This is a genomic window from Sphingomonas sp. RS6 (assembly GCF_054489705.1).
This window is the reverse complement of sequence record NZ_JBTMWM010000006.1, coordinates 106,909-126,172: the sequence shown is the minus strand read 5'-3', so window position 1 is coordinate 126,172 and position 19,264 is coordinate 106,909. Positions and strand designations below refer to the sequence as shown.

The following is a 19,264-nucleotide window of genomic DNA, read 5'->3' as shown; positions in this document are numbered from 1 at the left end:
ACCATGCCCCTGTCAATGACTATCCGCGATAATGCGCACGGGCGCCGTACGAACAATCCCGGACTGTGGTGTTCGGATCACACCCGTGTCGGAGGCGCCGCACCCAGTTCGATCGCCGTGGTCAAGGCGAGCTTTTCGAGCATCCCGCGCTGGCCGAAGGAGATCGGGCCATGTGCGTGCGAATCGATTCCGCACAATGCGCCGACGCCGTGGGTTCCGCTGAACAGGCCCACCCCGGCGAAATAGACGGGGCCGGCCGGCGCCATCACCGCCGGGTCATCGCAGAAGCGGGGTTCGCGACGCAGATCGGGCACGCATAGCATGCCATCGGGTGCGGCAAGCGTGTGGCCGCACAGCGCGACCGCGGCCGCCATCGCGCCAACGGCCGCGCCGGATGCGGCGGCCACGCGCATCCCTGCGCCGTCGGCGAGAACGAGCAGCGCGGCCGGCGTTGCCAGGACCGAACGGACGGCATCGAGCAGTTCGATCAGCGCTGGCTCATCGCCCGCGACCGGCACCAGCGCGTCGATCGCGCGCTGGCGCGCTGCCGCGCCGCGGGGTCGACGTAACGCGTTCAGGAAGTGGACGGTCATTCGCCGTCCCCCTGCCCGATCGATGCGGCTATTGCCCGGCGCGCGACCACCATCTTCCTCCTTGGTTTCCAGGGGGATGTCTGGGCGATCGGGGTTAACATGCGCCCAATAGGGGCATCGGATATCGGCCGCTACGTACAACTACCTAGCGCCCTTCAGCGGGCCGACGCCACCATTTCAAGCACCGAATCCATCAGCGGGCGGACCGATCGATCGGCGGGCACATCGTTCGCGTAGAAGGCGAAGAACAGCCGCTTGCCGCTGGCGCCGACGAACTCGCCGGCGAGCGCACTGGTGCCGTTCAGCGAGCCGGTTTTGGCGAAGATGCGCCCTTCCAGCGCCGTGCCCTTGAAGCGACGCGCCAACGTGCCGTCGACGCCGCCGATGGGGAGCGTCGCCCGCCATGCGGCACCCCAGCGCTGCCCCGCCACCCATCGCAGCAGCGCCACCGCGCCGCGCGGGGTGATGCGGTTATAGGTCGACATGCCCGATCCGTCCGAAAAGCTGAACGCCCAGTCCGGCAGCCCGGCGCCCGCCAGCATGGCCGAGACCACCGCCTGTCCGTCCGCCACCGATCCGCTGCCATGCGCAACACTCACCCGCCGCAGCAGCAATTCGGCATGGAGGTTCTGGCTGACCTTGTTGGTGTGCGTGATGTCTTCGGCCAGCGGCGGCGGCGCCAGGCGCGCGAGCACCGGGAGCGCGGCCGGCTGCACCACCGGCGCCTCGCCGCGCAGCGCCGGATCGTCGCTAGGTGACAGCAGGCGATGCCGCACGCGGACCGTGCCTTCCACCTTCACGCCGCGCGCGACCAGCATCGCCTTCAGCCGCCACGCCGCATAGTCGGCGGGATCGTCGATCCCCGTCACCAGCGTGACCGGCGCACTCCCCGCCGCAACCGAGCCGGTGATCCGCAGCCGGCGTTCGAGCGGCAGCCGGTCATAGCCGAGGCCCGTCGCGCCCGTGGCAACGCTGGTGGCCCGGTTCTCGATCGGGAGGTAGGCCGGCGCCTCGATGCGCGGCGCCTTTCCGGGGGCGCCGGGTATCACCCGGATCACCAGTTCGTTGTCGTCAAGCGTCAGGGCGGAAATGCCGGTGCCCGACCGGGTCGGGATGTTGTTCCAGCTCATGCCGGAACTCCAACGCTCGTCGGGAAAGGCGGTGTCGTCGCCGATCACGTCGCGCACCCGGCGGGTCTTCGCCGCAACCGCATCGGCGAGCGTCGCCAGGCAATCGGTCACGCAATCGTCGGCGCTCGACAGCCGGGCATCGCCATGCCCCTCCAGCACCACGTCGCGCCCCTCCATCCGCACCGCCGCGCCGCCAGTAGCGTCGGGGGCATCGACCGGCAGCGTCGCATAGGCGGCGGCGGTGGTGAACATCTTGGTGTTCGATGCCGGGATGAAGCGCTGGTCGGGGTTGATCGCGGCGATTTCACGCCCCTGCTCATCGACCACGACCAGGCCGAACCGGAGGCCCGGTCCGGCTTCGGCGAGCTTCGCCTCCACCTGCTGCTGGAGCGCCGACTGGGCCTGCGCCACCGGTGTGCAGCATAGTGCAGCAAAAACCAGCAAAAGCCTCATGCTGCATCGGCTCCACGATAGACGGCTTCGTCCAGTTCCCCCTCCATCCGCGCGACACAGGTGGCGACCGCCAGGTTCGCCGAGGCGCTGGGCACGGTGCGGGTCATGTCGAGCAGCCGGTCGAACGGCAGCACGAACCCGACCACCAGCGCGGTTTGCTCGGGCGCGACGCCCACCGCCGACAGCACCGCCGCGAGCATGAAAAGCGAGGCCGACGGCACCGGCGCGGTGCCGAACGCCGCCAGCGCGCCGGTCAGCAGCACCAGCCCATAGACGGGCAGGGTCAGCGGCACGCCGAACGCCTGCAGCGCGAACATGCTGAGCAGGCCGACATACATCGCCGTGCCGTCCTTGCCGATGCTCGCGCCGAGCGGCAGCACGGTCGAAAAGATCGGCCGCCCCACGCCCAGGTTGCGCTCCGCCACCCGCATCGCCACCGGCAGGGTCGCCGAGCTGGAGGCGGTGGAAAAGGCGACGACCAGCGCATCGAGGATGCCGCGGAAGAAGGGGAGCACCGGCAGCCGCGCGATCAGCCGCAACATCAGGCTGTGGACCACTACCATCTGCAGCAACGATCCCAGCACCACCGCCAGCGCAAGCCAGCCGACATGGACGAACACCGCCGCGCCGTGCTGGGCAATGGCGTTGGCGATCAGCGCGAACACGCCGAACGGGGTCGCCTCCATCACGATCCCGACGATGCGCAGCAGCACCGCCGAGAGTGACTGGAGCAGCGCCGCGAACGGTTCACCCGCCTCGCCCGCCACCACCGTCCCGCAGCCGGTGAGGATCGCGACGAAGATCAGCGCGAGCATGTCGCCCTTTGCCAGCGCTTCGACGATGTTTAGCGGAACGATGCCGATCAACTGGTCATAGGGGGTCACCGGCGTACCCAGCGCGTGCGGCGCCGCACTGCCGAGCGGGGCACCGAGGCCGGGCTGTACCAGCACCGCGACCAGTATTCCCACCGACACGGCGATGGCGGTGGTCAGCGCGAACAGCCCGATGGTCCGTCCGCCCAGCCCGCCCAGCCTTTTGGGATCGGCGAGCGCCGTGATGCCGGCGGCGATCGTCACCAGCACGATCGGCGCCACCAGCATCCGGATCGCCCGGACGAACAGGTCGCCGAGGAACATCAGCTTCGGCGCCGCAGTGGGCCAGGCGATCCCGAAGGCGAGGCCAAGCAACAGCGCCGCAAGCACGCGCTGCCACAGCGGAACGGCGAACCAGCGGCGGAGCAGCGCGCTCACCCTTCCCACCGCTTGCGGCGGTTGCACCCTTCCCTCTCCCTTTCAAGGGAGAGGGAGGGAGGCGCGCAGCGCCGGAAAGGTGAGGGTGACACGCCCAGCCTCGTCACCCGCATGTCCCCGCCGTCGGCATATGCGGCAGCGCCCGTCCGCCCGCCTTCCCCGTCATCCGACCCTGATCGACCGCCACCACGCCGTTCACCAGCACCGTCCGCACGCCCGCCGCCAGCAGCTTGGGCTCCTCGTATGTCGCGCGCGACGCATAGCTTTCGGGGTCGAACACCACCACGTCCGCCAACGCCCCTGGGCGGAGATGCCCCCTGTCCGTCAGCCCGAACCTTTCGGCGGGAAGCGCGCTGCTGCGGTCGATGAACTGGCGGAGCGTGAGCACCTTTTCCGCCACGACATACTTCGCATATTTGCGCGCGAAGCTGCCATAGACGCGCGGGTGCCCGCCCGAAGCATCCGAACCTGTCATCACCCAGGGCTGCGCCATGAAGGCGGCGATGTCCGCCTCGCTCTGGTTGAACGAGACCACGCCCGGATCGGCGATGCGGATCACCGCGATCGCGGCATCGACGGCATCCTTGCCCATCGTCTTCGCCACCGCCGCCAGCGTCTGGTTGCGATAGCGCCCCTCGACGATCAACAGCTTGTCGGCGCCGCCGCGCTTGCGTAGATTCTCGGCAATGCCGGCGCGCAGCTTTGTCGCCAGCGCGGGATCGTCGAAGCGTTTCAGCAGCGCCGGCCGCCCGCCATCCTGTGCCCAGATCGGCATCAGCGAGGCGACCAGACTGGTCCCGCTGGCCGACCAGGGATATTGATCCGCCGTCACGTTCAGCCCGGCGGCGCGGGCCGCATTCACCCTGGCGATGATCGCCGGCGCCATGCCCTGCACATCGACGCCCAGCGCCTTGATATGGCTGATATGCACCGGCAGCTGCGCCTCGCGGCCGATGTCCAGCAGTTCGTCGATCGCCGCCGCCAGGCCGACCGTATAGCTGCTCTCGTCGCGGATATGGCTGTCATAGACGCCGCCGCGCTTCCCCGCCTCTGCCGCCAGCGCAACCACTTCGTCGGTTTTGGAGAAACTCTGCGGCGCGTAGAACAGCCCGGTCGAAAGCCCCAGCGCGCCGTGGCACATCGCGTCCGCGACCAGCGCCTTTTCCTGCGCCAGTTCCTCCGGCGTCGGCGCCCGGTCGGCCATGCCGATCACCTTCTCGCGCACCGCGCCGAAGCCGACATAGACCGCATAGTTGATGCCCACCGGCTTCGTCGCCGCACTGCCCAGCACGCGCGCGACATCGGGATCGCCGCCGCCGTCATTGCCGATAAAGGCCGTGGTCACACCCTGCATCAGAAAGGCCGAGATCAGCCGTACCGCCGGATCGGCCGAGGCAAGGTCGTCGCCCATATGGGTGTGCGGGTCGATGAAACCGGGCGCGACGATCATGCCACGCGCATCGACCGTCCGCTTCGCCCGCACCGTCAGATGCGGCCCCACCGCGACGATGCGGTCCCCGCGTATCGCGACATCGCCGGCAAAGGGTGCCGCGCCGCCCGGATAGACGGTCCCGCCCCGGATCAGCAGGTCGACCTGCTCCGGCGCTGGCGTCGCGCCCAGACCCAATAGCGCCACGCCCAGCAGCAACCCGATCTTCATGCCGATCCCCAGAATCCCGATTGCGGCGGAAGCAGATAGCCCTCCGCGTCCTGCACCCCGCCCGGCCGATCCTCGGCAAGCCAGAGCGGCCCGTCAAGGTCGACGAACGCGCTTCGCCGCGCGACATGCAAAGCTGGCGCGATCGACAGCGACGTGCAGATCATGCAGCCGGTCATCAGTCCCAGCCCCTGCGCGGCCGCCGCCTCGGCCAGGTCGAGCGCGGCAGTCAACCCACCCGCCTTGTCGAGCTTGATGTTCACATGGCTGTAGCGGCCGACGATCCGGGGCAGGTCGGCGGCGACATGCACCGCCTCGTCGGCGCAGATCGGCACGGGCGATGCAAAGCCCTCCAGCCAACCATCCTCGCCGGCCGGCACCGGCTGTTCGAGCAGCGCCACGCCACACTCGATCAAGATCGGCTCCATCGCGCGCAACAGCCGCTCGTCCCAGCTTTCATTGGGGTCGACGATCAACTGCGCGCCCGGCGCCGCCCCGCGCACCGCCCGGATCTGGGCGTCGGGGATCGTCGCATCGACCTTCACCTTCAGCAGCGGCGCCTTCGCCACCTGTCGCGCAGCCGCTGCCATGGCGAAGGGCGTATCGATGCCGATGGTCAGCGCGCTGGCCATGCCGCGCGGCTCGGGCGCGTCGATCAGCGTCGCGACCGAATGGCCGCGCAGCTTCGCCTCCAGATCCCAGAGCGCGCAGTCGACCGCGTTGCGCGCCGCGCCAAGCGGCATCAGCCCCAGCAACTCGCGCCGGCTGACCCCGCCCTCGACCGCGCTGCGGACCGCTTCGATCGTCGCCAGCGTGCTTTCGACGCTCTCGCCATAGCGGGGATAGGGCACGCCCTCGCCCCGCCCCGCCATGCCGCCGTCGCGGATCGTGACCGTCACCACATCGGCCTGCGTCTTTTCCCCCCGCGAAATGCGGAACGGCCGGGCGAGCGGAAACCGCTCGTGGCGCGCGTCAAGCGTGCGCAGCATCAAGCAACCGGTCGAGGATCGGCGCGACGCCGAACGCCATCGGGTCGGTGCAAGGCAGCCCCAGCCGGTCCTCGGTCTCCGCACAGAGCCGCTCGGCGGCCGCCCGCTCCAGCCGCGAGGTGTTGAGCGCGATCCCCACCGCCCGCACCGCCGGGCTGGTCAGCCGGGCAAGCTCCAGGTTTCGCGCCAGGCATTCGCCCAGATCGGGGAGCGCCCGGCCTTCGATCCCCCGCATGTCCTTGCGCACCGGATCGTGGCACATCACGATCGCTTCGGGCTGCGCGCCGTGGAGCAGGCCAAGCGACACGCCCGCAAAGGAAGGGTGGTAGAGCGAGCCCTGCCCCTCGATCACGTCCCAGCCACCGTCATCGCGTGCCGGCGCCAGTTGCTCGACCGCGCCCGAAATGAAGTCCGCCACCACCGCGTCGATCGGCATGCCCGCACCCGCGATCAGGATGCCGGTCTGCCCCGTCGCGCGGAAATCTGCCGTGGCCCCACGTTCGCGAAGGCCCCGGACGAGCGCGATCGTCGTGTACATCTTGCCGACCGAACAGTCGGTGCCGACGGTCAGCAGCCGCCGTCCGGCGCGTGGCCGTCCGCTACCAACCGGCAGGTCCGCCGGCGGCTCGCGCACGTCGAACAAGTGCAGTCCCTTTTCCGCCGCCAGCGCGGCCAGCCGGGGCACGTCGCGCAGCCGTTGGTGGAGCCCGGCGGCAACGTGCATGCCCGCCTCCAGCGCCGCCGCCGCATCGGCGATCAGCGCATCGCCCAGCGTGCCCCCGGAATTGGCGATGCCCAGCACCATCGTCCGCGCGCCCCGGCCCGCACCGTCCGCGATCGAAAGCCGATCGAGCCCCAGTGTCAGCGGGCAATCGTCATGGCGAAACTCGCCGACGCAGTCGTCGGGCCGGAACTCGGCAAGCCCCCGCGAGGTCTTGATGCCGGCAAAGTCGGTCGAATGGCCGAGATAGAGCAGATAGGGCGCTGGGATCATCGTGCGTCGACGCTAGGACGCGATGCCGTGGCTTCGCCATAGCAATCCGCCCGGTGCGGCATAGCCGCGAGCTATGGATTCATGGTTCGTCGATCACCCGCGCCATCCCCTTCAGGAATTCGGTGGCGAGCGCGGTCGGCGGGCGGTTCAGCAGGAACATCGCATGGACGTCGAAGGTAACGGGCGGCTTGAGCGGGCGCATCGACAGGCCCGGCGCGAGCGATGCCTGCGCCGTGAAGCTGTCGACCACCGTCAGGCCAACGCCATGCGCCACGAGTGCGGTGGCGATATAGAATGTCCGCGCGGAGATGACCTCGTCGAGCGAGACGCCGGCGCGCTGCAACTCCTGGGTGAATAGCTGACCGATCGGTCCGCTGGCGGCCAGGCTGATGAACTTTGCGTCGCGAAGCTGTTCCAGTGCGATCCGCGGCGGCGCGTTGGGCATGTCCGCCTCGCGGTAGAGCACGACCAATTCACCCTCCCCCAGCCACCGATGCCCGAGAGGCGCGGTGGGCGGTACTTCGTAGGCGATGGCGATATCGGTTTCACGCTCATAGAGCTTGCGCAGCAGATCGTCGTGGTGAACGGTTTGCAGATCGAATTTCACATCGGCATGGCTGCGCAGAAATTGTGCCACCGCGGTGGGCAACGCCGCCAGTGCCAGCGACGGCAACGCCGATATCCGCAGCATCTGCCCGGCACCGCGCTTAAGATTGCGCCCCGCTTCACGAAGGGCATAGACGCGATCCTGAATCTCGCTCACTTCGCTGAACAGCATGTGTGCGTCCTCGGTCGGGACCAGCCGGCCGTTGGTGCGATCGAACAGCGGAAATCCCAGCAGCGATTCGGCATGGCGCAGCATCTTCGACACCGATGGCTGCGACACGTTGAGCGCGCGCGCAGCACCGCTGACCGAACCGTTCACATAGACGGCGTGAAAGATTTCGATGTGGCGCAGGTTCATCGGTGGAGACACTGTGACATGCACGAAGTTTATAGCCTGTGCCGCAGCCCGCAAGCGTCCATCGCCCCTCATGCCACGGCAGGCATTTTGCAAAGCAGGGCAGCGATCGCTACACGCCGCTGCGGGCGCGTGCCCGCGGACGCATTTATGGGCCACAAGCCATGACGATCCCTGCGCTTTTCCAGATCGACCCGAGCGACGCAGTCGCGACAGCGCTGCGCGACCTGGCCGCTGGCGAGGCGTTGCTTGGGGTCACGGTGGCGGCGCCGGTCGCGAAGGGCCACAAGGTGGCGCTGCGCCCGATCCGCGCAGGCGATCCGGTCCACAAGTTCGGCTTCCCGATCGGTCGCGCGATCCGCAACATCGCGCCGGGCGAACATGTCCACACGCACAACGTTGCTACCGCGCTGGAGACGAGCGGCAGCTATCGGTACGCCCCGTCATCCGCTGCCCCGGCCATGTTCGACGGTCCCGGCTTTCTCGGCTATCGCCGCGCCGATGGCCGGGTCGGCACGCGCAACGAGATCTGGGTCCTTCCGACGGTCGGCTGCGTCGGCCGGACGGCGGAAAAGATCGCTGCCGGCGCAGCCGTTCATTTTGCCGGGCGGGTCGATGGCATCCATGCCTTCTGTCACCCTTTCGGCTGTTCGCAGCTTGGCGAGGATCTCGACGGCACGCGCGCGATCCTCACTGCGCTGGCCAATCACCCCAATGCCGGCGGCGTCCTGCTGGTCGGGCTGGGGTGTGAGTCGAACCAGTTGTCGGCGATGTTGGCTGGAGTCGATCATCCCAATCTCCGCGCGCTCGGTGCGCAGCAGGCCGCTGACGAGCTGGGCGAAGGGCTCGCGCTGGTTGGGGAACTGGTCGGCGTCGCCGAACGCGCGCAACGCGAGCCTGTCCCGCTCTCGTCGCTGGTGCTGGGGGTCAAGTGCGGCGGATCGGACGGCTTTTCCGGGCTGACCGCCAATCCGCTGGTCGGCCGCATGAGCGACCGCATTACCGCCGCCGGCGGCGCGGCGGTGCTGACCGAAATCCCGGAAATCTTCGGCGCCGAACAACTGCTGATGGCACGCGCCAGCGATCAGGCGGTATTCGATCGCGTTGTTGCGCTGGTCAACGACTTCAAGGCCTATTTCACCCGCCACGGCGAGCCGGTGTCCGAAAACCCATCCCCCGGGAACATCGCCGGCGGGATCACGACGCTAGAGGAAAAGTCGCTCGGCGCGGTGCAAAAGGCCGGCCATGCGACCATCACCGATGTGCTTGGCTATGGCGAGCGCGTTCGGCGCGCCGGCCTGACGCTTCTGGAGGCGCCGGGGAACGATGCGGTCTCGTCCACCGCGCTTGCGGCGGCCGGCGCCACGGCCATCCTGTTCACCACCGGTCGCGGCACCCCGCTCGGCTTTCCCGTCCCAACGATCAAGATCGCGTCCAACAGCGACCTTGCCCAACGCAAGCCCAGCTGGATCGACTTCGATGCCGGGCGGGTGCTCGATCAGGGTATCGAAACCGCCGCCTCGGCACTGCTCGACACGATCGTCGCGGTCGCTTCCGGCCAGCCCACTGCGGCTGAACGAAATGGCGAGCGGGAAATCGCAATCTGGAAGCGCGGCGTTACGCTTTAACAAAGCGAATGTTCCGCGCCGTGCGACGGACGCGGCGTGCGACGCGGTGATCCGCACTTTCCCGGCATTGAAGCGTTAACCTGTGCGCGTTAACCGTTGTTGCGTCCGAGAAATCAGGTGCGACATGGCGATCCAGTTCTTCATTTTCATCTATGCGGTCGCGACGATGTTCGTGCTCATGACGATGCAGCGCAACCGCCGATCGGGCCGGCAGACGCTGCCAATCGTCACGATGGCCGGCTGGGGCCTGTTCTCGCTTTCGTCGACGCTCGCCATCCTGATGGGTGCGCTCGGGCTGGCGCTGGCAATGGGCGTTCAGATGCCACTTCCGCCTGCGTTCTCCGCCCCGATTTTCTGATCCCCACGCAGTGCCGCTCTACGAATTTGCCGGAAAGCGCCCGCAAATCGGCGCCGAGTGCTGGGTCGCGCCAAGCGCGGATCTGATTGCCGACGTCCGGTTGGGTGATCGCGCCAGCATCTGGTTCGGTGCAGTGATCCGTGCCGACAACACCCCGATCATCATCGGCGCAGGCACCAATGTCCAGGAAGGCGCGACGCTCCATTCGGATCCAGGCGCACCGCTCACGCTGGGCAACGAAGTCACCGTGGGCCACCGCGCGGTGCTGCACGGCTGCACCATCGGCAATCGAACGCTGATCGGCATGGGTGCGATCATTCTGAACCATGCCGTCATCGGCGATGATTGCCTGGTCGGCGCAGGCGCGCTCGTCACCGAAGGCAAGGAATTTCCCCCGGGGCATCTGATCGTCGGCAGCCCGGCGCGCGCCGTCCGGCCGCTGGACGACGCGCAAAAGGCAATGCTCGCCGCCAGTGCGGCGCTCTACGCGGCGAAGCAGCGGGACTATGCCGCGCAGCTCGAACAGATCGGCTGAGCCGCGCCGCTAATCCGCCGAACAGGCGCGGATCACGCTGTTCAGATTGCCCAACTGCACCGCATTGCCCAGCGCCGCGCCGAACCGGATCAGCATTTCCTCGTCATTCTTGATTCCGTGCCGGGCGAGTTCGTCGTCAGTCAGGGAAGCGCTCACACGATCGACGATCGCCTTCAGCGCCGGCATCGCCTCGCTCTCGCCATAGGTCTCGACCTCGGATTCGGCCGCACCATAGACGATGCTGCTGACGGCCAGGCACATCAGCTGGCGATCGAACGCGTCGGCCGGCAGCGCGATTGCCGAGGAATGCCCGGCACTGCGCGGCCAGCGCGTGGCGCACAACGCCATGATCGCCGACGCATTTTCCGCCGTAACCGCCGGGTCTCCGGTGACCAGCGACTCTATGTTTCCGAGCTGCGCCATAATCGAGCCCTGCGCGGGCGTCAGGCGCGCCTTCTCGATCATGAACCACATCGCATCGGCGACTTCGTATGCGTCGACGCGGTCGTCCCCGCTGCTCACCTTTGTCGATGCGACGAAACAGCGCGGGGCCGCCTTGGCGGGGTCTGGATCGAGCGCCGCCTCCTTCGCGGTCTGTGCAGTCGCAGTCGTCGCCACGGTCAGCAGGAACCCCGCAGCGGCAGCCAGTTTCAATCCACGCAAGCGCGTTCCCCCCCATCGATGTCGCATCACTGTGCCGCGACTCGGGGCAAACGCAAGTAGCCGATCGCAGCTGGCGCACGATTTCGCCAATCGCGAAAGCGCAGGCGGCGCTGCCGTAACGTCGCCCGCGCGGCGCTGGACAGACGTTCCGCTTGCGCTATCAAATCGTGGACATGGCCTTACCTGCGCTCTTCGATCGCCTGCGGCTTCCCGTCATCGGATCGCCGCTGTTCATCATCTCGGTGCCCGATCTCGTGATCGCGCAGTGCAAGGCCGGCATCGTCGGATCCTTCCCGGCGCTCAATGCGCGTCCGCAGGCGCAGCTCGACGAATGGCTCCACCGCATCACCGAAGAACTGGCGGCCTGGGATCAGGCCAACCCGGATCGGCCCGCCGCACCCTTCGCGGTCAACCAGATCGTCCACCGCTCGAACCCGCGGCTGGAACAGGATGTCGCGACCTGCGCGAAGTGGAAGGTGCCGATCGTGATCACCTCGCTCGGCGCCCGGCCCGAACTGAACGACGCAGTGCATGGCTGGGGCGGCATCACGCTCCACGACGTGATCGACGACAAGTTCGCACACAAGGCGGTGGAAAAGGGTGCCGACGGCCTGATCCTCGTCGCGGCCGGCGCGGGCGGCCATGCCGGCCGGCTCAGCCCGTTCGCGCTGGTGCAGGAGGTGCGCGAATGGTTCGACGGCCCGGTGGCGCTGTCGGGCTCGATCGCCACCGGCCGGGCGATCCTCGCGGCGCAGGCAATGGGCGCCGATCTCGCCTATATCGGTTCACCCTTCATCGCGACCGAGGAAGCGAACGCCGCCGAGGCGTATAAGCAGGCGATCGTCGACGGCCGGGCGGACGACATCGTCTATTCAAACCTGTTCACCGGCGTTCACGGCAATTATCTGCGCGCGTCGATCGTCAATGCGGGCCTCGATCCTGACAATCTGCCGGTAAGCGATCCCAGCGCGATGGACTTTGGCGGGGCGAAGGCGTGGAAGGACATCTGGGGATCGGGCCAGGGGATCGGCGCGGTCCACGCGGTCGAATCCGCCGGGGCAAGAATCGACCGTCTCGCCGCGCAATATACCGAGGCGCGTGCGGCGCTCTGTCGCTGAGGCTCAGAATGCGCTGGAAAGTCGATCGAGCATCCGCCGGGCGGGGCTGATCGCCACCGATTGTGCGTCGAGCGACGAATCGAGCCTCGCCACCCGGCGATACAGATCGATACTCGCCTGCACGATCGAAACCGCCTGCCCCGGCATTCCGGCCATCGCGTTCATGTCTGTCTCCGGGGCGGCCCCCAGCCGGCGCGAGGGCGACAGCGCATCATGCGGCTCGATCTCGCCGGCATCGACGGCGCGCTGCGTCAGCAACCAGGCGATGATGTGCATCAGCCGTGTCGTCACCTTCAACGATTCGCATGAGAATGCGACCCGGTTGAGCGCGCCGAGCATGTCGCGTTCGTCGCGGCCGAGTTGGTCGAAATAGCCGCGAGCCTCGTCGGCCAGGACCATGGCCTCGACATAGAGCGAGTCGACGAGCTTTCGGCGGATCGGGGACGACATCGAGCCTTGCATGCGAAAAAACGTGCCACAGCGACCGTGCTCGCGGAAAGCCCAAAAGCAGGCCGGATCTGTCCGAAAACGGGGTTCAGGCGATAATGTCGGGGATAAGCTGGTCCTCCAGCAACGAGATTTCATCACGCAGGCGCAGCTTGCGCTTCTTCAGCCGCGCGATCTGAAGCTGATCGTTGCTGCTCTCGGCCAGGGCGGCAATGGCCGCGTCCAGATCGCGGTGCTCGGATCTGAGCGCCTCGACCCGGCGGCGAATTTCATTGTCTTCCAATACGCTGCTCCCCCGCTTCGCTGCGGAAACCCCGCCGCGCCATCACGAACTATCGCGACTTTTCGGCGGCCCGTCGATCAGGGATGATTCGAGGCGCGACATCTGCACGCAAACGTGTTTTATTGGATTCCCCCTGTAACCGTTCAAGGAGGAATGCTTCCATGCATACCGCGCATCTTTCGGCACTTAGCGCCAAACATTCGCATCTGGACAAGCGAATCGCGGCCGAATCGCAGCGCCCCTCTCCCGACCGGATGGTCCTCGCGCAGTTGAAGAAGCAGAAGCTGCGCGTCAAGGAAGAGATGAACCGATAGGATCGGCATCCACAGAAATTTCAACCGGTCGCGGTTCTGGCCAAGCCGCGACCGGCCTTTAAGACGGCGGCAAACCGCCACCGCAAAGAAGGACGATGGCCGCCCAAGGCCGCGCTTGCGAAGCCCGACCCCGCTAGGCCACCCCCGTGAGTCAGAGAATGTCGCGGATGCGCGCCGCGATCAGCGGCGCGTGATGATGGGCTTGACGTAGACCGGGGTCTGGGCTCCGCCGCCAACGGGCTTCCGGGCCAGCTTGGGATCGATCGGTGCATCGAACGCAACCCCGACGCGCCCCTCCGCCGCCCACGCGACCTTGCCGCTGACCCAACCCACGCCGCGCACTTCGACGGCCACCGGGGTCCGCAATGCCATCGGGCCGGTATATTCGGCCATCAGCCCGCCAGCCGACAGGTTGCGAACGCGCACCGTTCCGGCATCGGCGCCGTGGACGCGAAACGCGGCTGTGAGCAACAGGCTGTCGCGCACGTCCGAACGCTGCCCGGCAAAATCGGATGCCGATAACGTGGAGGAAGGGGCGGAAGACTGCTGATCCATTCGGGCTCTCAAAAGCGTATACTCACGGGCACCGTGAATAGACCAGCATCCTTATCGAAAGCGTTAACCCCTTGGCGCCTCCGTAATTCCCCGAGGCGCCGAGGGGCCAGGCGTCATTCCTCTCGGCTGATCTTCTCGTTGCGTTCGTGGCGCTCCTGCGCCTCGACCGTCATCGTCGCGGTAGGACGGGCCTCAAGCCGCGCAAGCGGAATGGGCTCGCCGGTGACTTCGCAATAGCCATATTCGCCATCATCGATGCGACGGAGCGCGGCATCGATCTTCGCGATCAGCTTGCGCTGGCGATCGCGCGTGCGGAGTTCGATCGACCAGTCGGTTTCGCTCGATGCGCGATCGGTGAGGTCCGCCTCCCGCAGCGAATCGGTCTGAAGCTGATTGAGCGTGTCGGCCGACTCGCGATAGATCGCATCTTTCCAGTCGTGCAGCTTGGCGCGGAAATATTCCTGCTGCCGCGGGTTCATGAAGGGTTCGTCGTCGCTCGGCCGATAGCCGTCATTCGCAGCCGAAGGAACGTGTTTACCCGGTTCGTCGATACGATCCAAAACAGTAGCCATCCCCACTCTCTCCACACCAGTCGCCGGAGACGAGCCACCAGCGGACTGCCATTGCCCCAAGGGCCTATACTTTCGCGAACGCCGGTTAACAAGCGAATGCTTTGCGAGCGATTTTGTGAATTCCCTGTAATACAGTGTGATTTAGCCTCTCGGCTCAACGCCTCAGAATTCTTCCGCGCGAGTACGCCAGAGAGCACAAACGACCCGAGCAGAACGGATCGTTGCGATGTCGATATGTATCGAATTCGAACATTATCCAGATTGCTGTTGGGTACGTCCGCGATAAGTAAACGCCGCCCAGCCAAACCGTTCATGATTTAACGCCAAGCGACGCAATGTTGCGCGCCGGCGGCAGTACCAGTCCGAAAGCGCCGCAAACGACTTCAACATAACGCACGTCACCGTCAGGTGATGGCGTGCTGCATCCGATGATCCTGAGCGGGGCGGCGCGCAGGCGAACGGGCAACGCCGCCCGCCTGCGATAACGGATGCCGTGTGGCGACTGCCTGGAACGTCGATCAGGGCGCCGCCAAGCTTCGGAGCGCCCCGCTTACGCCTTGAGCAGCGCCTCCTCGATCTGCGGCACGGTATGGCCGGTCAGATCCTTGTCGACCTCGCCCTTCAGGCGCTCCGTCACCGACTGGTGATACTGCTTGCGAAGCTCGCCCAGCGTCTTGGGCGGCGCGACGATGATCAACGATTCGAATTCGTTGCGGAGCGCCCGCTCCTTCAGCAGACCTGCCACCTCGGCCGCGAACCGGTCTTCCTCCAGCTGATGGAAATCGGTCTCCGCCATCGTGCCGCGCGACGGGGCGAACTGGGCGCCGCCGCCCTGGGCATGCATCGAACCGCCTGTCGCGACCGGCGGTGCGCCTGGGCCGGACTGAGTCGAAGAAGCGCCGCCGGCCGCATCGGTCTTTTGATCGGAATCCTTCGGGTTCGGGTGGATCTCCTTTTTCACCAGTTGGAGATTTGGGTATTCTGCATCGCCTTCGTTCCGCAGCATCAGCATCTTGCGACCATCTGCGACCACAACCATCGCGTCGTGCGGGACTTCCATCTTCCGTCTCCTCTCATGTGTCGATTCTCCTTCTCAACGGACGGCGAACGGCGGGGTTGCGTGCACAAGGGCGCCCCGCCATAGGCTGGCGGCCATGCACGACATCCGCTTTATCCGCGAACATCCCGCCGCTTTCGATCAGGGCCTTGCAAAGCGCGGGCTCGGCCCGGCTTCGGCAGAGCTGCTGGCCCTCGACGAACGACGCCGCGCACTGATCACCGAGGCGCAGTCGGCGCAGGCGCGCCGGAACGAGGCGTCGAAGGCGATCGGCGCAGCCAAGGCCCGTCGTGACGATCCCACCGATCTGATGGCGGAGGTCGCCGCGCTCAAGGAGCGGATGCCGCTGATCGATGCGGAGGAAAAAGCGGCCGGCGAGGCGCTTACCGCAGTGCTGGCGACGCTTCCCAATCTGCCGCTGGAGGACGTTCCGTTCGGGCGGGACGAGGACGACAACCAACTCGTCCACAGCCACGGCGAGCCGCGCGTCTTCGATTTCGAGGCGAAGGAACATGATGCGATCGGGCCGGCACTGGGGCTCGATTTCGAGACCGGCGCGGCGATGTCCGGTGCGCGCTTCACGCTGGTTCGCGGCCATGCCGCCCGCCTGCACCGCGCGCTCGGCCAGTTCATGCTCGATACGCTCACGCGCGATCATGGTTATGAGGAAGTCGCGCCGCCGCTGCTCGTGCGCGACGAGGCGCTGTTCGGCACCGGCCAGCTTCCGAAATTCGCCGAGGATCTGTTCAAGACAACCGATGGCCGCTGGCTGATCCCGACCGCCGAGGTGAGCCTGACGAACATGGTCGCGGGCAAGATCCTGGCCCAGGGCGAGTTGCCGCTGCGCGTTGCCGCACTGACAGCGTGCTTCCGTTCCGAGGCGGGCGCCGCCGGGCGCGACACTCGCGGCTTCATCCGCCAGCATCAGTTCGAGAAGGTCGAGATGGTCTCGATCGTCACGCCCGCTCAGTCGCTGGCGGAGCATGAGCGGATGACGGCCTGCGCGGAGGGCATTCTCGACAAGCTCGGCCTGCCCTATCGGCGGATGAAGCTGTGTACCGGCGACATGGGGTTCACCGCCGCGCGCACCTATGACCTAGAAGTCTGGCTGCCCGGGCAGCAGCGCTATCGTGAAATCTCGTCCTGCTCGACCTGCACCGATTTCCAGGCACGTCGGATGAACGCCCGCTACCGGCCAGAAGGTGAAAAGGGCACCCGATTCGTCCATACGCTGAATGGTTCCGGCCTCGCCGTCGGCCGCACGCTGGTCGCCGTGCTCGAAAACTATCAGCAGGCGGATGGATCGGTGACGGTGCCGGACGCGCTGAGGCCCTATCTCGGCGGTGTCGATCGGTTCGAGCCGAAGTCCTGATGCGAATCCTTCTCACCAATGACGATGGCTATCATGCACGCGGCCTTGCCGTGCTGGAGCGAATCGCTAGCACCATTTCGGACGACATCACCGTCGTCGCGCCCACCGAGGAACAGTCTGGCAAGGGCAGATCGCTGACGCTTACCGAGCCGTTCCGCGTGCGCCGTCATGGCGACAATCGTTTCGCGGTGCGTGGCACGCCGACCGATTGCGTGATGTTCGCGCTAGCCGAGGCGATGAAGGGCGCGCCGCCGGACCTGATCCTCTCCGGCGTCAATCGCGGCGGCAATCTGGCCGAGGACGTCAGCTATTCGGGCACCGTCTCGGCGGCGATGGAAGGGGCGCTTGCCGGCATCCGTTCGGTGGCATTGAGTCAGCGATATGCCCAGACAGGCATGGGCTATGCCGTGCCGTTCGATACCGCCGAGGCATGGGGCGCTCGCGCGCTGGAACCGCTGCTGAGCCTCGATTGGGCGCCGCGAACGCTAATCAATATCAACTTCCCGCCCGTCGCTGCAGACGCCGTGCAGGGGATCAAGGTCGTATCGCAAGGGCTTCGCGATTACGGCCGGGTCGGCCTCGACAAGCGCACCGATCCGCGCGGTTTCCCCTATTACTGGCTGGCAATGGCAAGACTGCCGCACGAGGCAATGCCGGACACTGATCTGGAGGCGATCGAACAGGGTTTTGTGACGGTGACCCCGCTCCATCTCGATCTTACGCATCGCGAGTCGCTCGATCGTCTCGACACCGCCTATCGGGGGCAGTCATAGCACGCCGCAGCCACGCAATCGGCCGCGGGTCGGTGGCGGCCGCTACGCTTCTGCTCTGCGGCTGCATTCCACCGGCGGTGCAGCGCGCCGAGACCGATCCCTTGCCCGCGCCGCCCGCTGCTGCACCCGCAATCACGCCGCCACCCCGCGCCGTGCCCCCCCGCCCCGCCGCGCCCACCGCCCAGCGCCCTCTTGCCGTACCGGCACCCTCGCCGAGAGCGCCGACCACGAAGTCACCCGGCAGTGAAGTCGCTGCCGCACCGCCTGCCGGCTTCGCGTGGCCGGCGCGCGGCGCACTCGTGACGCGGTTCGGCATGCAAGCGGGCGGCAGCCGCAGCGACGGCATTGCGATCGAGGCACCGGCAGGCACGCCGGTGCGGGCGGTGGCTGACGGCGTCGTCAGCTACACCGGACGCGATGTTCCTTCGCTCGGCACGATCGTCGTCGTCCGGCACGGCGGCGGCTGGTCCAGCCTTTATGGCCGCGTCGGCAAGCTACTGGTCCGTGACGGCGACGCCGTGAAGCAAGGCCAGTCGATCGCCGTCGCGGGCAAGTCCGGCGGCGCGACCCGGCCGGGCGTCTATCTTGAGCTGCGTCAGGGGCGAACCCCCGTGGACCCGCTTACCAGGTTGCCGCGATAATGGCCGAACGCCTGCTGCCGATTGCGCTACTGCTCGTGTCGAACGTGTTCATGACGTTCGCCTGGTACGGCCACCTCAAATACAAGAACGCGCCCCTTCTGCTGGTAATCGTCACCAGTTGGGGAATTGCGCTTATCGAATATTGCTTCGCGGTGCCGGCCAACCGCTATGGCAGCGCGGTCTATTCCGCTGCGCAGCTGAAGGGGCTGCAGGAAGTGCTGACCCTGACGGTCTTTGCCTGTTTTTCGGTGCTGTATCTGGGGCAGAAAATCACGATCAATCACGCGATCGGCTTTGCGCTGATCGCGGCGGGCGCCTTTTTCCTGTTTCGCGCGCCCGCCTGATCGCCGCTTCAGAAACGGATTTCGAGCATCACCACGCTGGGATCGCCATCGACGGCGCGGGCGACGAAGCCCATTTCGCGCTCGAGTTCGATCGCCTGGTGATTCTCGCGGCTCTCGATCGAGACCAGCGCCTTCACGCCGCGGCGCCGCGCCTCGTCGGCGATGAAGCGCAGCAGGCTCCAGCCGATGCCCTGCCCCTTGCGGTCAGACCGGATCGAAATCGCCACCTCGGCCGTCTCCATCGCCTGATCGCAAGCAAGCACGCCGGACGCGACGAGTTCACCTTCGGGCGCGAACGCCAGATAGCTCTCCGTCCGCCAATGATCGACGGCGACCAGCGCCTCTGCCTGGTCGGGGCGAAGGCCCGGGCTCGCGGTGAAGAAGCGGAAGCGTCGATCCTCGGCCGAGACCCGATCGAACAGCGCGCTGAGCTGATCGCGATCGGAGTCGCGCACCGAGCGCACCTCGATGGTGAGCCCGGAACGCGTCGGCAGCTGAACAGGCTCGATGATGGGCGCGGCGGTCGCGGTCATGATAATCTCCCGGTGATGCTGACGCTTCGATAAACATAGCATGG

At 66.8% G+C, this 19,264-nt stretch carries 23 protein-coding genes; 9 read left to right on the top strand and 14 right to left on the bottom strand.

What is annotated here, in order from left to right:
• Positions 1-77 precede the first annotated feature (77 nt).
• The 7 genes from ACX40Y_RS12745 to ACX40Y_RS12715 all read right to left on the bottom strand — a co-directional run bounded on the left by ACX40Y_RS12745 (position 78) and on the right by ACX40Y_RS12715 (position 8,030).
• Positions 78-593 carry a GAF domain-containing protein gene (locus ACX40Y_RS12745; RefSeq protein ID WP_459119945.1) on the bottom strand — a complete coding sequence of 172 codons (516 nt, stop codon included), beginning with the start codon at positions 591-593 and terminating at the stop codon, positions 78-80.
• Positions 594-748: 155 nt separating this feature from the next.
• Positions 749-2,134, bottom strand: a complete 1,386-nt coding sequence (gene dacB / locus ACX40Y_RS12740) for a D-alanyl-D-alanine carboxypeptidase/D-alanyl-D-alanine endopeptidase (RefSeq protein ID WP_459119944.1) — start codon at positions 2,132-2,134, stop codon at positions 749-751.
• A 38-nt stretch (positions 2,135-2,172) separates the two neighbouring features.
• On the bottom strand, positions 2,173-3,453 hold the full coding sequence (locus tag ACX40Y_RS12735; protein ID WP_459119943.1) for a dicarboxylate/amino acid:cation symporter: 1,281 nt from the start codon (positions 3,451-3,453) through the stop codon (positions 2,173-2,175).
• Positions 3,454-3,529: 76 nt separating this feature from the next.
• The gene (locus ACX40Y_RS12730; RefSeq protein WP_459119942.1) at positions 3,530-5,086 is read right to left on the bottom strand and encodes an N-acyl-D-amino-acid deacylase family protein; all 1,557 of its coding nucleotides are present in this window, start codon (positions 5,084-5,086) and stop codon (positions 3,530-3,532) included.
• Positions 5,083-6,072, bottom strand: coding sequence for an N-acetyl-D-Glu racemase DgcA (dgcA, locus tag ACX40Y_RS12725; protein WP_459119941.1), 990 nt, complete (start codon positions 6,070-6,072; stop codon positions 5,083-5,085). Before dgcA ends, ACX40Y_RS12730 begins: the two co-directional genes overlap by 4 nt.
• The gene (gene dgcN, locus ACX40Y_RS12720; RefSeq protein WP_459119940.1) at positions 6,056-7,066 is read right to left on the bottom strand and encodes an N-acetyltransferase DgcN; all 1,011 of its coding nucleotides are present in this window, start codon (positions 7,064-7,066) and stop codon (positions 6,056-6,058) included. The genes dgcA and dgcN overlap by 17 nt, the downstream gene beginning before the upstream one ends.
• A gap of 79 nt (positions 7,067-7,145) precedes the next feature.
• Positions 7,146-8,030, bottom strand: a complete 885-nt coding sequence (locus ACX40Y_RS12715; protein WP_459119939.1) for a LysR family transcriptional regulator — start codon at positions 8,028-8,030, stop codon at positions 7,146-7,148.
• Positions 8,031-8,191: 161 nt separating this feature from the next.
• On the opposite strand from ACX40Y_RS12715, the gene ACX40Y_RS12710 reads away from it, so the two are divergent.
• From ACX40Y_RS12710 to ACX40Y_RS12700, 3 genes are all read left to right on the top strand, one after another.
• Complete coding sequence (locus ACX40Y_RS12710; protein WP_459119938.1) at positions 8,192-9,655, top strand: UxaA family hydrolase; 1,464 nt, start codon at positions 8,192-8,194, stop codon at positions 9,653-9,655.
• Between the two features lie 124 nt (positions 9,656-9,779).
• Positions 9,780-10,013 (top strand): hypothetical protein, encoded by a 234-nt coding sequence (locus tag ACX40Y_RS12705; RefSeq protein WP_459119937.1) that lies wholly within the window; start codon positions 9,780-9,782, stop codon positions 10,011-10,013.
• Positions 10,014-10,023: 10 nt separating this feature from the next.
• Positions 10,024-10,548, top strand: coding sequence for a gamma carbonic anhydrase family protein (locus tag ACX40Y_RS12700; RefSeq protein WP_459119936.1), 525 nt, complete (start codon positions 10,024-10,026; stop codon positions 10,546-10,548).
• A gap of 9 nt (positions 10,549-10,557) precedes the next feature.
• On the opposite strand, the gene ACX40Y_RS12695 is transcribed toward ACX40Y_RS12700, so the two are convergent.
• On the bottom strand, positions 10,558-11,166 hold the full coding sequence (locus ACX40Y_RS12695) for a hypothetical protein (RefSeq protein ID WP_459119935.1): 609 nt from the start codon (positions 11,164-11,166) through the stop codon (positions 10,558-10,560).
• Between the two features lie 218 nt (positions 11,167-11,384).
• Here ACX40Y_RS12695 and ACX40Y_RS12690 point away from each other — a divergent pair, with 218 nt between their 5' ends.
• Positions 11,385-12,329 (top strand): NAD(P)H-dependent flavin oxidoreductase, encoded by a 945-nt coding sequence (locus ACX40Y_RS12690; RefSeq protein ID WP_459119934.1) that lies wholly within the window; start codon positions 11,385-11,387, stop codon positions 12,327-12,329.
• 3 nt (positions 12,330-12,332) lie between these two features.
• On the opposite strand, the gene ACX40Y_RS12685 is transcribed toward ACX40Y_RS12690, so the two are convergent.
• Positions 12,333-12,779 (bottom strand): DUF1465 family protein, encoded by a 447-nt coding sequence (locus tag ACX40Y_RS12685; protein ID WP_459119933.1) that lies wholly within the window; start codon positions 12,777-12,779, stop codon positions 12,333-12,335.
• Positions 12,780-12,864: 85 nt separating this feature from the next.
• Positions 12,865-13,059 (bottom strand): DUF465 domain-containing protein, encoded by a 195-nt coding sequence (locus ACX40Y_RS12680; protein WP_459119932.1) that lies wholly within the window; start codon positions 13,057-13,059, stop codon positions 12,865-12,867.
• 161 nt (positions 13,060-13,220) lie between these two features.
• Between ACX40Y_RS12680 and ACX40Y_RS12675 the strand changes: the two genes are divergently transcribed.
• On the top strand, positions 13,221-13,373 hold the full coding sequence (locus ACX40Y_RS12675) for a YdcH family protein (RefSeq protein WP_459119931.1): 153 nt from the start codon (positions 13,221-13,223) through the stop codon (positions 13,371-13,373).
• 180 nt (positions 13,374-13,553) lie between these two features.
• On the opposite strand, the gene ACX40Y_RS12670 is transcribed toward ACX40Y_RS12675, so the two are convergent.
• The 3 genes from ACX40Y_RS12670 to ACX40Y_RS12660 form a co-directional block, all read right to left on the bottom strand.
• Positions 13,554-13,928: a PilZ domain-containing protein gene (locus ACX40Y_RS12670; RefSeq protein WP_459119930.1), complete on the bottom strand. Its 375-nt coding sequence runs from the start codon at positions 13,926-13,928 to the stop codon at positions 13,554-13,556.
• Between the two features lie 113 nt (positions 13,929-14,041).
• Positions 14,042-14,500 (bottom strand): RNA polymerase-binding protein DksA, encoded by a 459-nt coding sequence (gene dksA, locus ACX40Y_RS12665; protein WP_459119929.1) that lies wholly within the window; start codon positions 14,498-14,500, stop codon positions 14,042-14,044.
• Between the two features lie 550 nt (positions 14,501-15,050).
• On the bottom strand, positions 15,051-15,560 hold the full coding sequence (locus ACX40Y_RS12660; protein WP_459119928.1) for a host attachment family protein: 510 nt from the start codon (positions 15,558-15,560) through the stop codon (positions 15,051-15,053).
• Between the two features lie 94 nt (positions 15,561-15,654).
• Here ACX40Y_RS12660 and serS point away from each other — a divergent pair, with 94 nt between their 5' ends.
• Genes serS through ACX40Y_RS12640 form a run of 4 tightly spaced genes read left to right on the top strand, consistent with a single transcriptional unit; the run spans position 15,655 to position 18,687 of the window.
• On the top strand, positions 15,655-16,929 hold the full coding sequence (gene serS, locus ACX40Y_RS12655; protein ID WP_459119927.1) for a serine--tRNA ligase: 1,275 nt from the start codon (positions 15,655-15,657) through the stop codon (positions 16,927-16,929).
• Complete coding sequence (gene surE / locus ACX40Y_RS12650) at positions 16,929-17,702, top strand: 5'/3'-nucleotidase SurE (RefSeq protein ID WP_459119926.1); 774 nt, start codon at positions 16,929-16,931, stop codon at positions 17,700-17,702. Before serS ends, surE begins: the two co-directional genes overlap by 1 nt.
• Positions 17,703-17,734: 32 nt before the next feature.
• The gene (locus ACX40Y_RS12645) at positions 17,735-18,343 is read left to right on the top strand and encodes a murein hydrolase activator EnvC family protein (protein ID WP_459119925.1); all 609 of its coding nucleotides are present in this window, start codon (positions 17,735-17,737) and stop codon (positions 18,341-18,343) included.
• On the top strand, positions 18,343-18,687 hold the full coding sequence (locus ACX40Y_RS12640) for a DMT family protein (RefSeq protein WP_459119924.1): 345 nt from the start codon (positions 18,343-18,345) through the stop codon (positions 18,685-18,687). Before ACX40Y_RS12645 ends, ACX40Y_RS12640 begins: the two co-directional genes overlap by 1 nt.
• Before the next feature lie 8 nt (positions 18,688-18,695).
• Here the strand turns inward: ACX40Y_RS12640 and ACX40Y_RS12635 are convergent, their stop codons facing one another.
• Positions 18,696-19,220 carry a GNAT family N-acetyltransferase gene (locus ACX40Y_RS12635; RefSeq protein WP_459119923.1) on the bottom strand — a complete coding sequence of 175 codons (525 nt, stop codon included), beginning with the start codon at positions 19,218-19,220 and terminating at the stop codon, positions 18,696-18,698.
• Positions 19,221-19,264: the final 44 nt, after the last annotated feature.

Bases quoted from the DNA above. Each gene is read 5' to 3' on its own strand.
- ACX40Y_RS12745 (WP_459119945.1), bottom strand. From the start codon at position 593: ATGACCGTCCACTTCCTGAACGCGTTACGTCGACCCCGCGGCGCGGCA.
- ACX40Y_RS12730 (WP_459119942.1), bottom strand. From the start codon at position 5,086: ATGAAGATCGGGTTGCTGCTGGGCGTGGCGCTATTGGGTCTGGGCGCG.
- dgcA (WP_459119941.1), bottom strand. From the start codon at position 6,072: ATGCTGCGCACGCTTGACGCGCGCCACGAGCGGTTTCCGCTCGCCCGG.
- dgcN (WP_459119940.1), bottom strand. From the start codon at position 7,066: ATGATCCCAGCGCCCTATCTGCTCTATCTCGGCCATTCGACCGACTTT.
- ACX40Y_RS12715 (WP_459119939.1), bottom strand. From the start codon at position 8,030: ATGAACCTGCGCCACATCGAAATCTTTCACGCCGTCTATGTGAACGGT.
- ACX40Y_RS12710 (WP_459119938.1), top strand. From the start codon at position 8,192: ATGACGATCCCTGCGCTTTTCCAGATCGACCCGAGCGACGCAGTCGCG.
- ACX40Y_RS12705 (WP_459119937.1), top strand. From the start codon at position 9,780: ATGGCGATCCAGTTCTTCATTTTCATCTATGCGGTCGCGACGATGTTC.
- ACX40Y_RS12690 (WP_459119934.1), top strand. From the start codon at position 11,385: ATGGCCTTACCTGCGCTCTTCGATCGCCTGCGGCTTCCCGTCATCGGA.
- ACX40Y_RS12685 (WP_459119933.1), bottom strand. From the start codon at position 12,779: ATGTCGTCCCCGATCCGCCGAAAGCTCGTCGACTCGCTCTATGTCGAG.
- ACX40Y_RS12675 (WP_459119931.1), top strand. From the start codon at position 13,221: ATGCATACCGCGCATCTTTCGGCACTTAGCGCCAAACATTCGCATCTG.
- ACX40Y_RS12670 (WP_459119930.1), bottom strand. From the start codon at position 13,928: ATGGATCAGCAGTCTTCCGCCCCTTCCTCCACGTTATCGGCATCCGAT.
- dksA (WP_459119929.1), bottom strand. From the start codon at position 14,500: ATGGCTACTGTTTTGGATCGTATCGACGAACCGGGTAAACACGTTCCT.
- ACX40Y_RS12660 (WP_459119928.1), bottom strand. From the start codon at position 15,560: ATGGAAGTCCCGCACGACGCGATGGTTGTGGTCGCAGATGGTCGCAAG.
- serS (WP_459119927.1), top strand. From the start codon at position 15,655: ATGCACGACATCCGCTTTATCCGCGAACATCCCGCCGCTTTCGATCAG.
- surE (WP_459119926.1), top strand. From the start codon at position 16,929: ATGCGAATCCTTCTCACCAATGACGATGGCTATCATGCACGCGGCCTT.
- ACX40Y_RS12640 (WP_459119924.1), top strand. From the start codon at position 18,343: ATGGCCGAACGCCTGCTGCCGATTGCGCTACTGCTCGTGTCGAACGTG.
- ACX40Y_RS12635 (WP_459119923.1), bottom strand. From the start codon at position 19,220: ATGACCGCGACCGCCGCGCCCATCATCGAGCCTGTTCAGCTGCCGACG.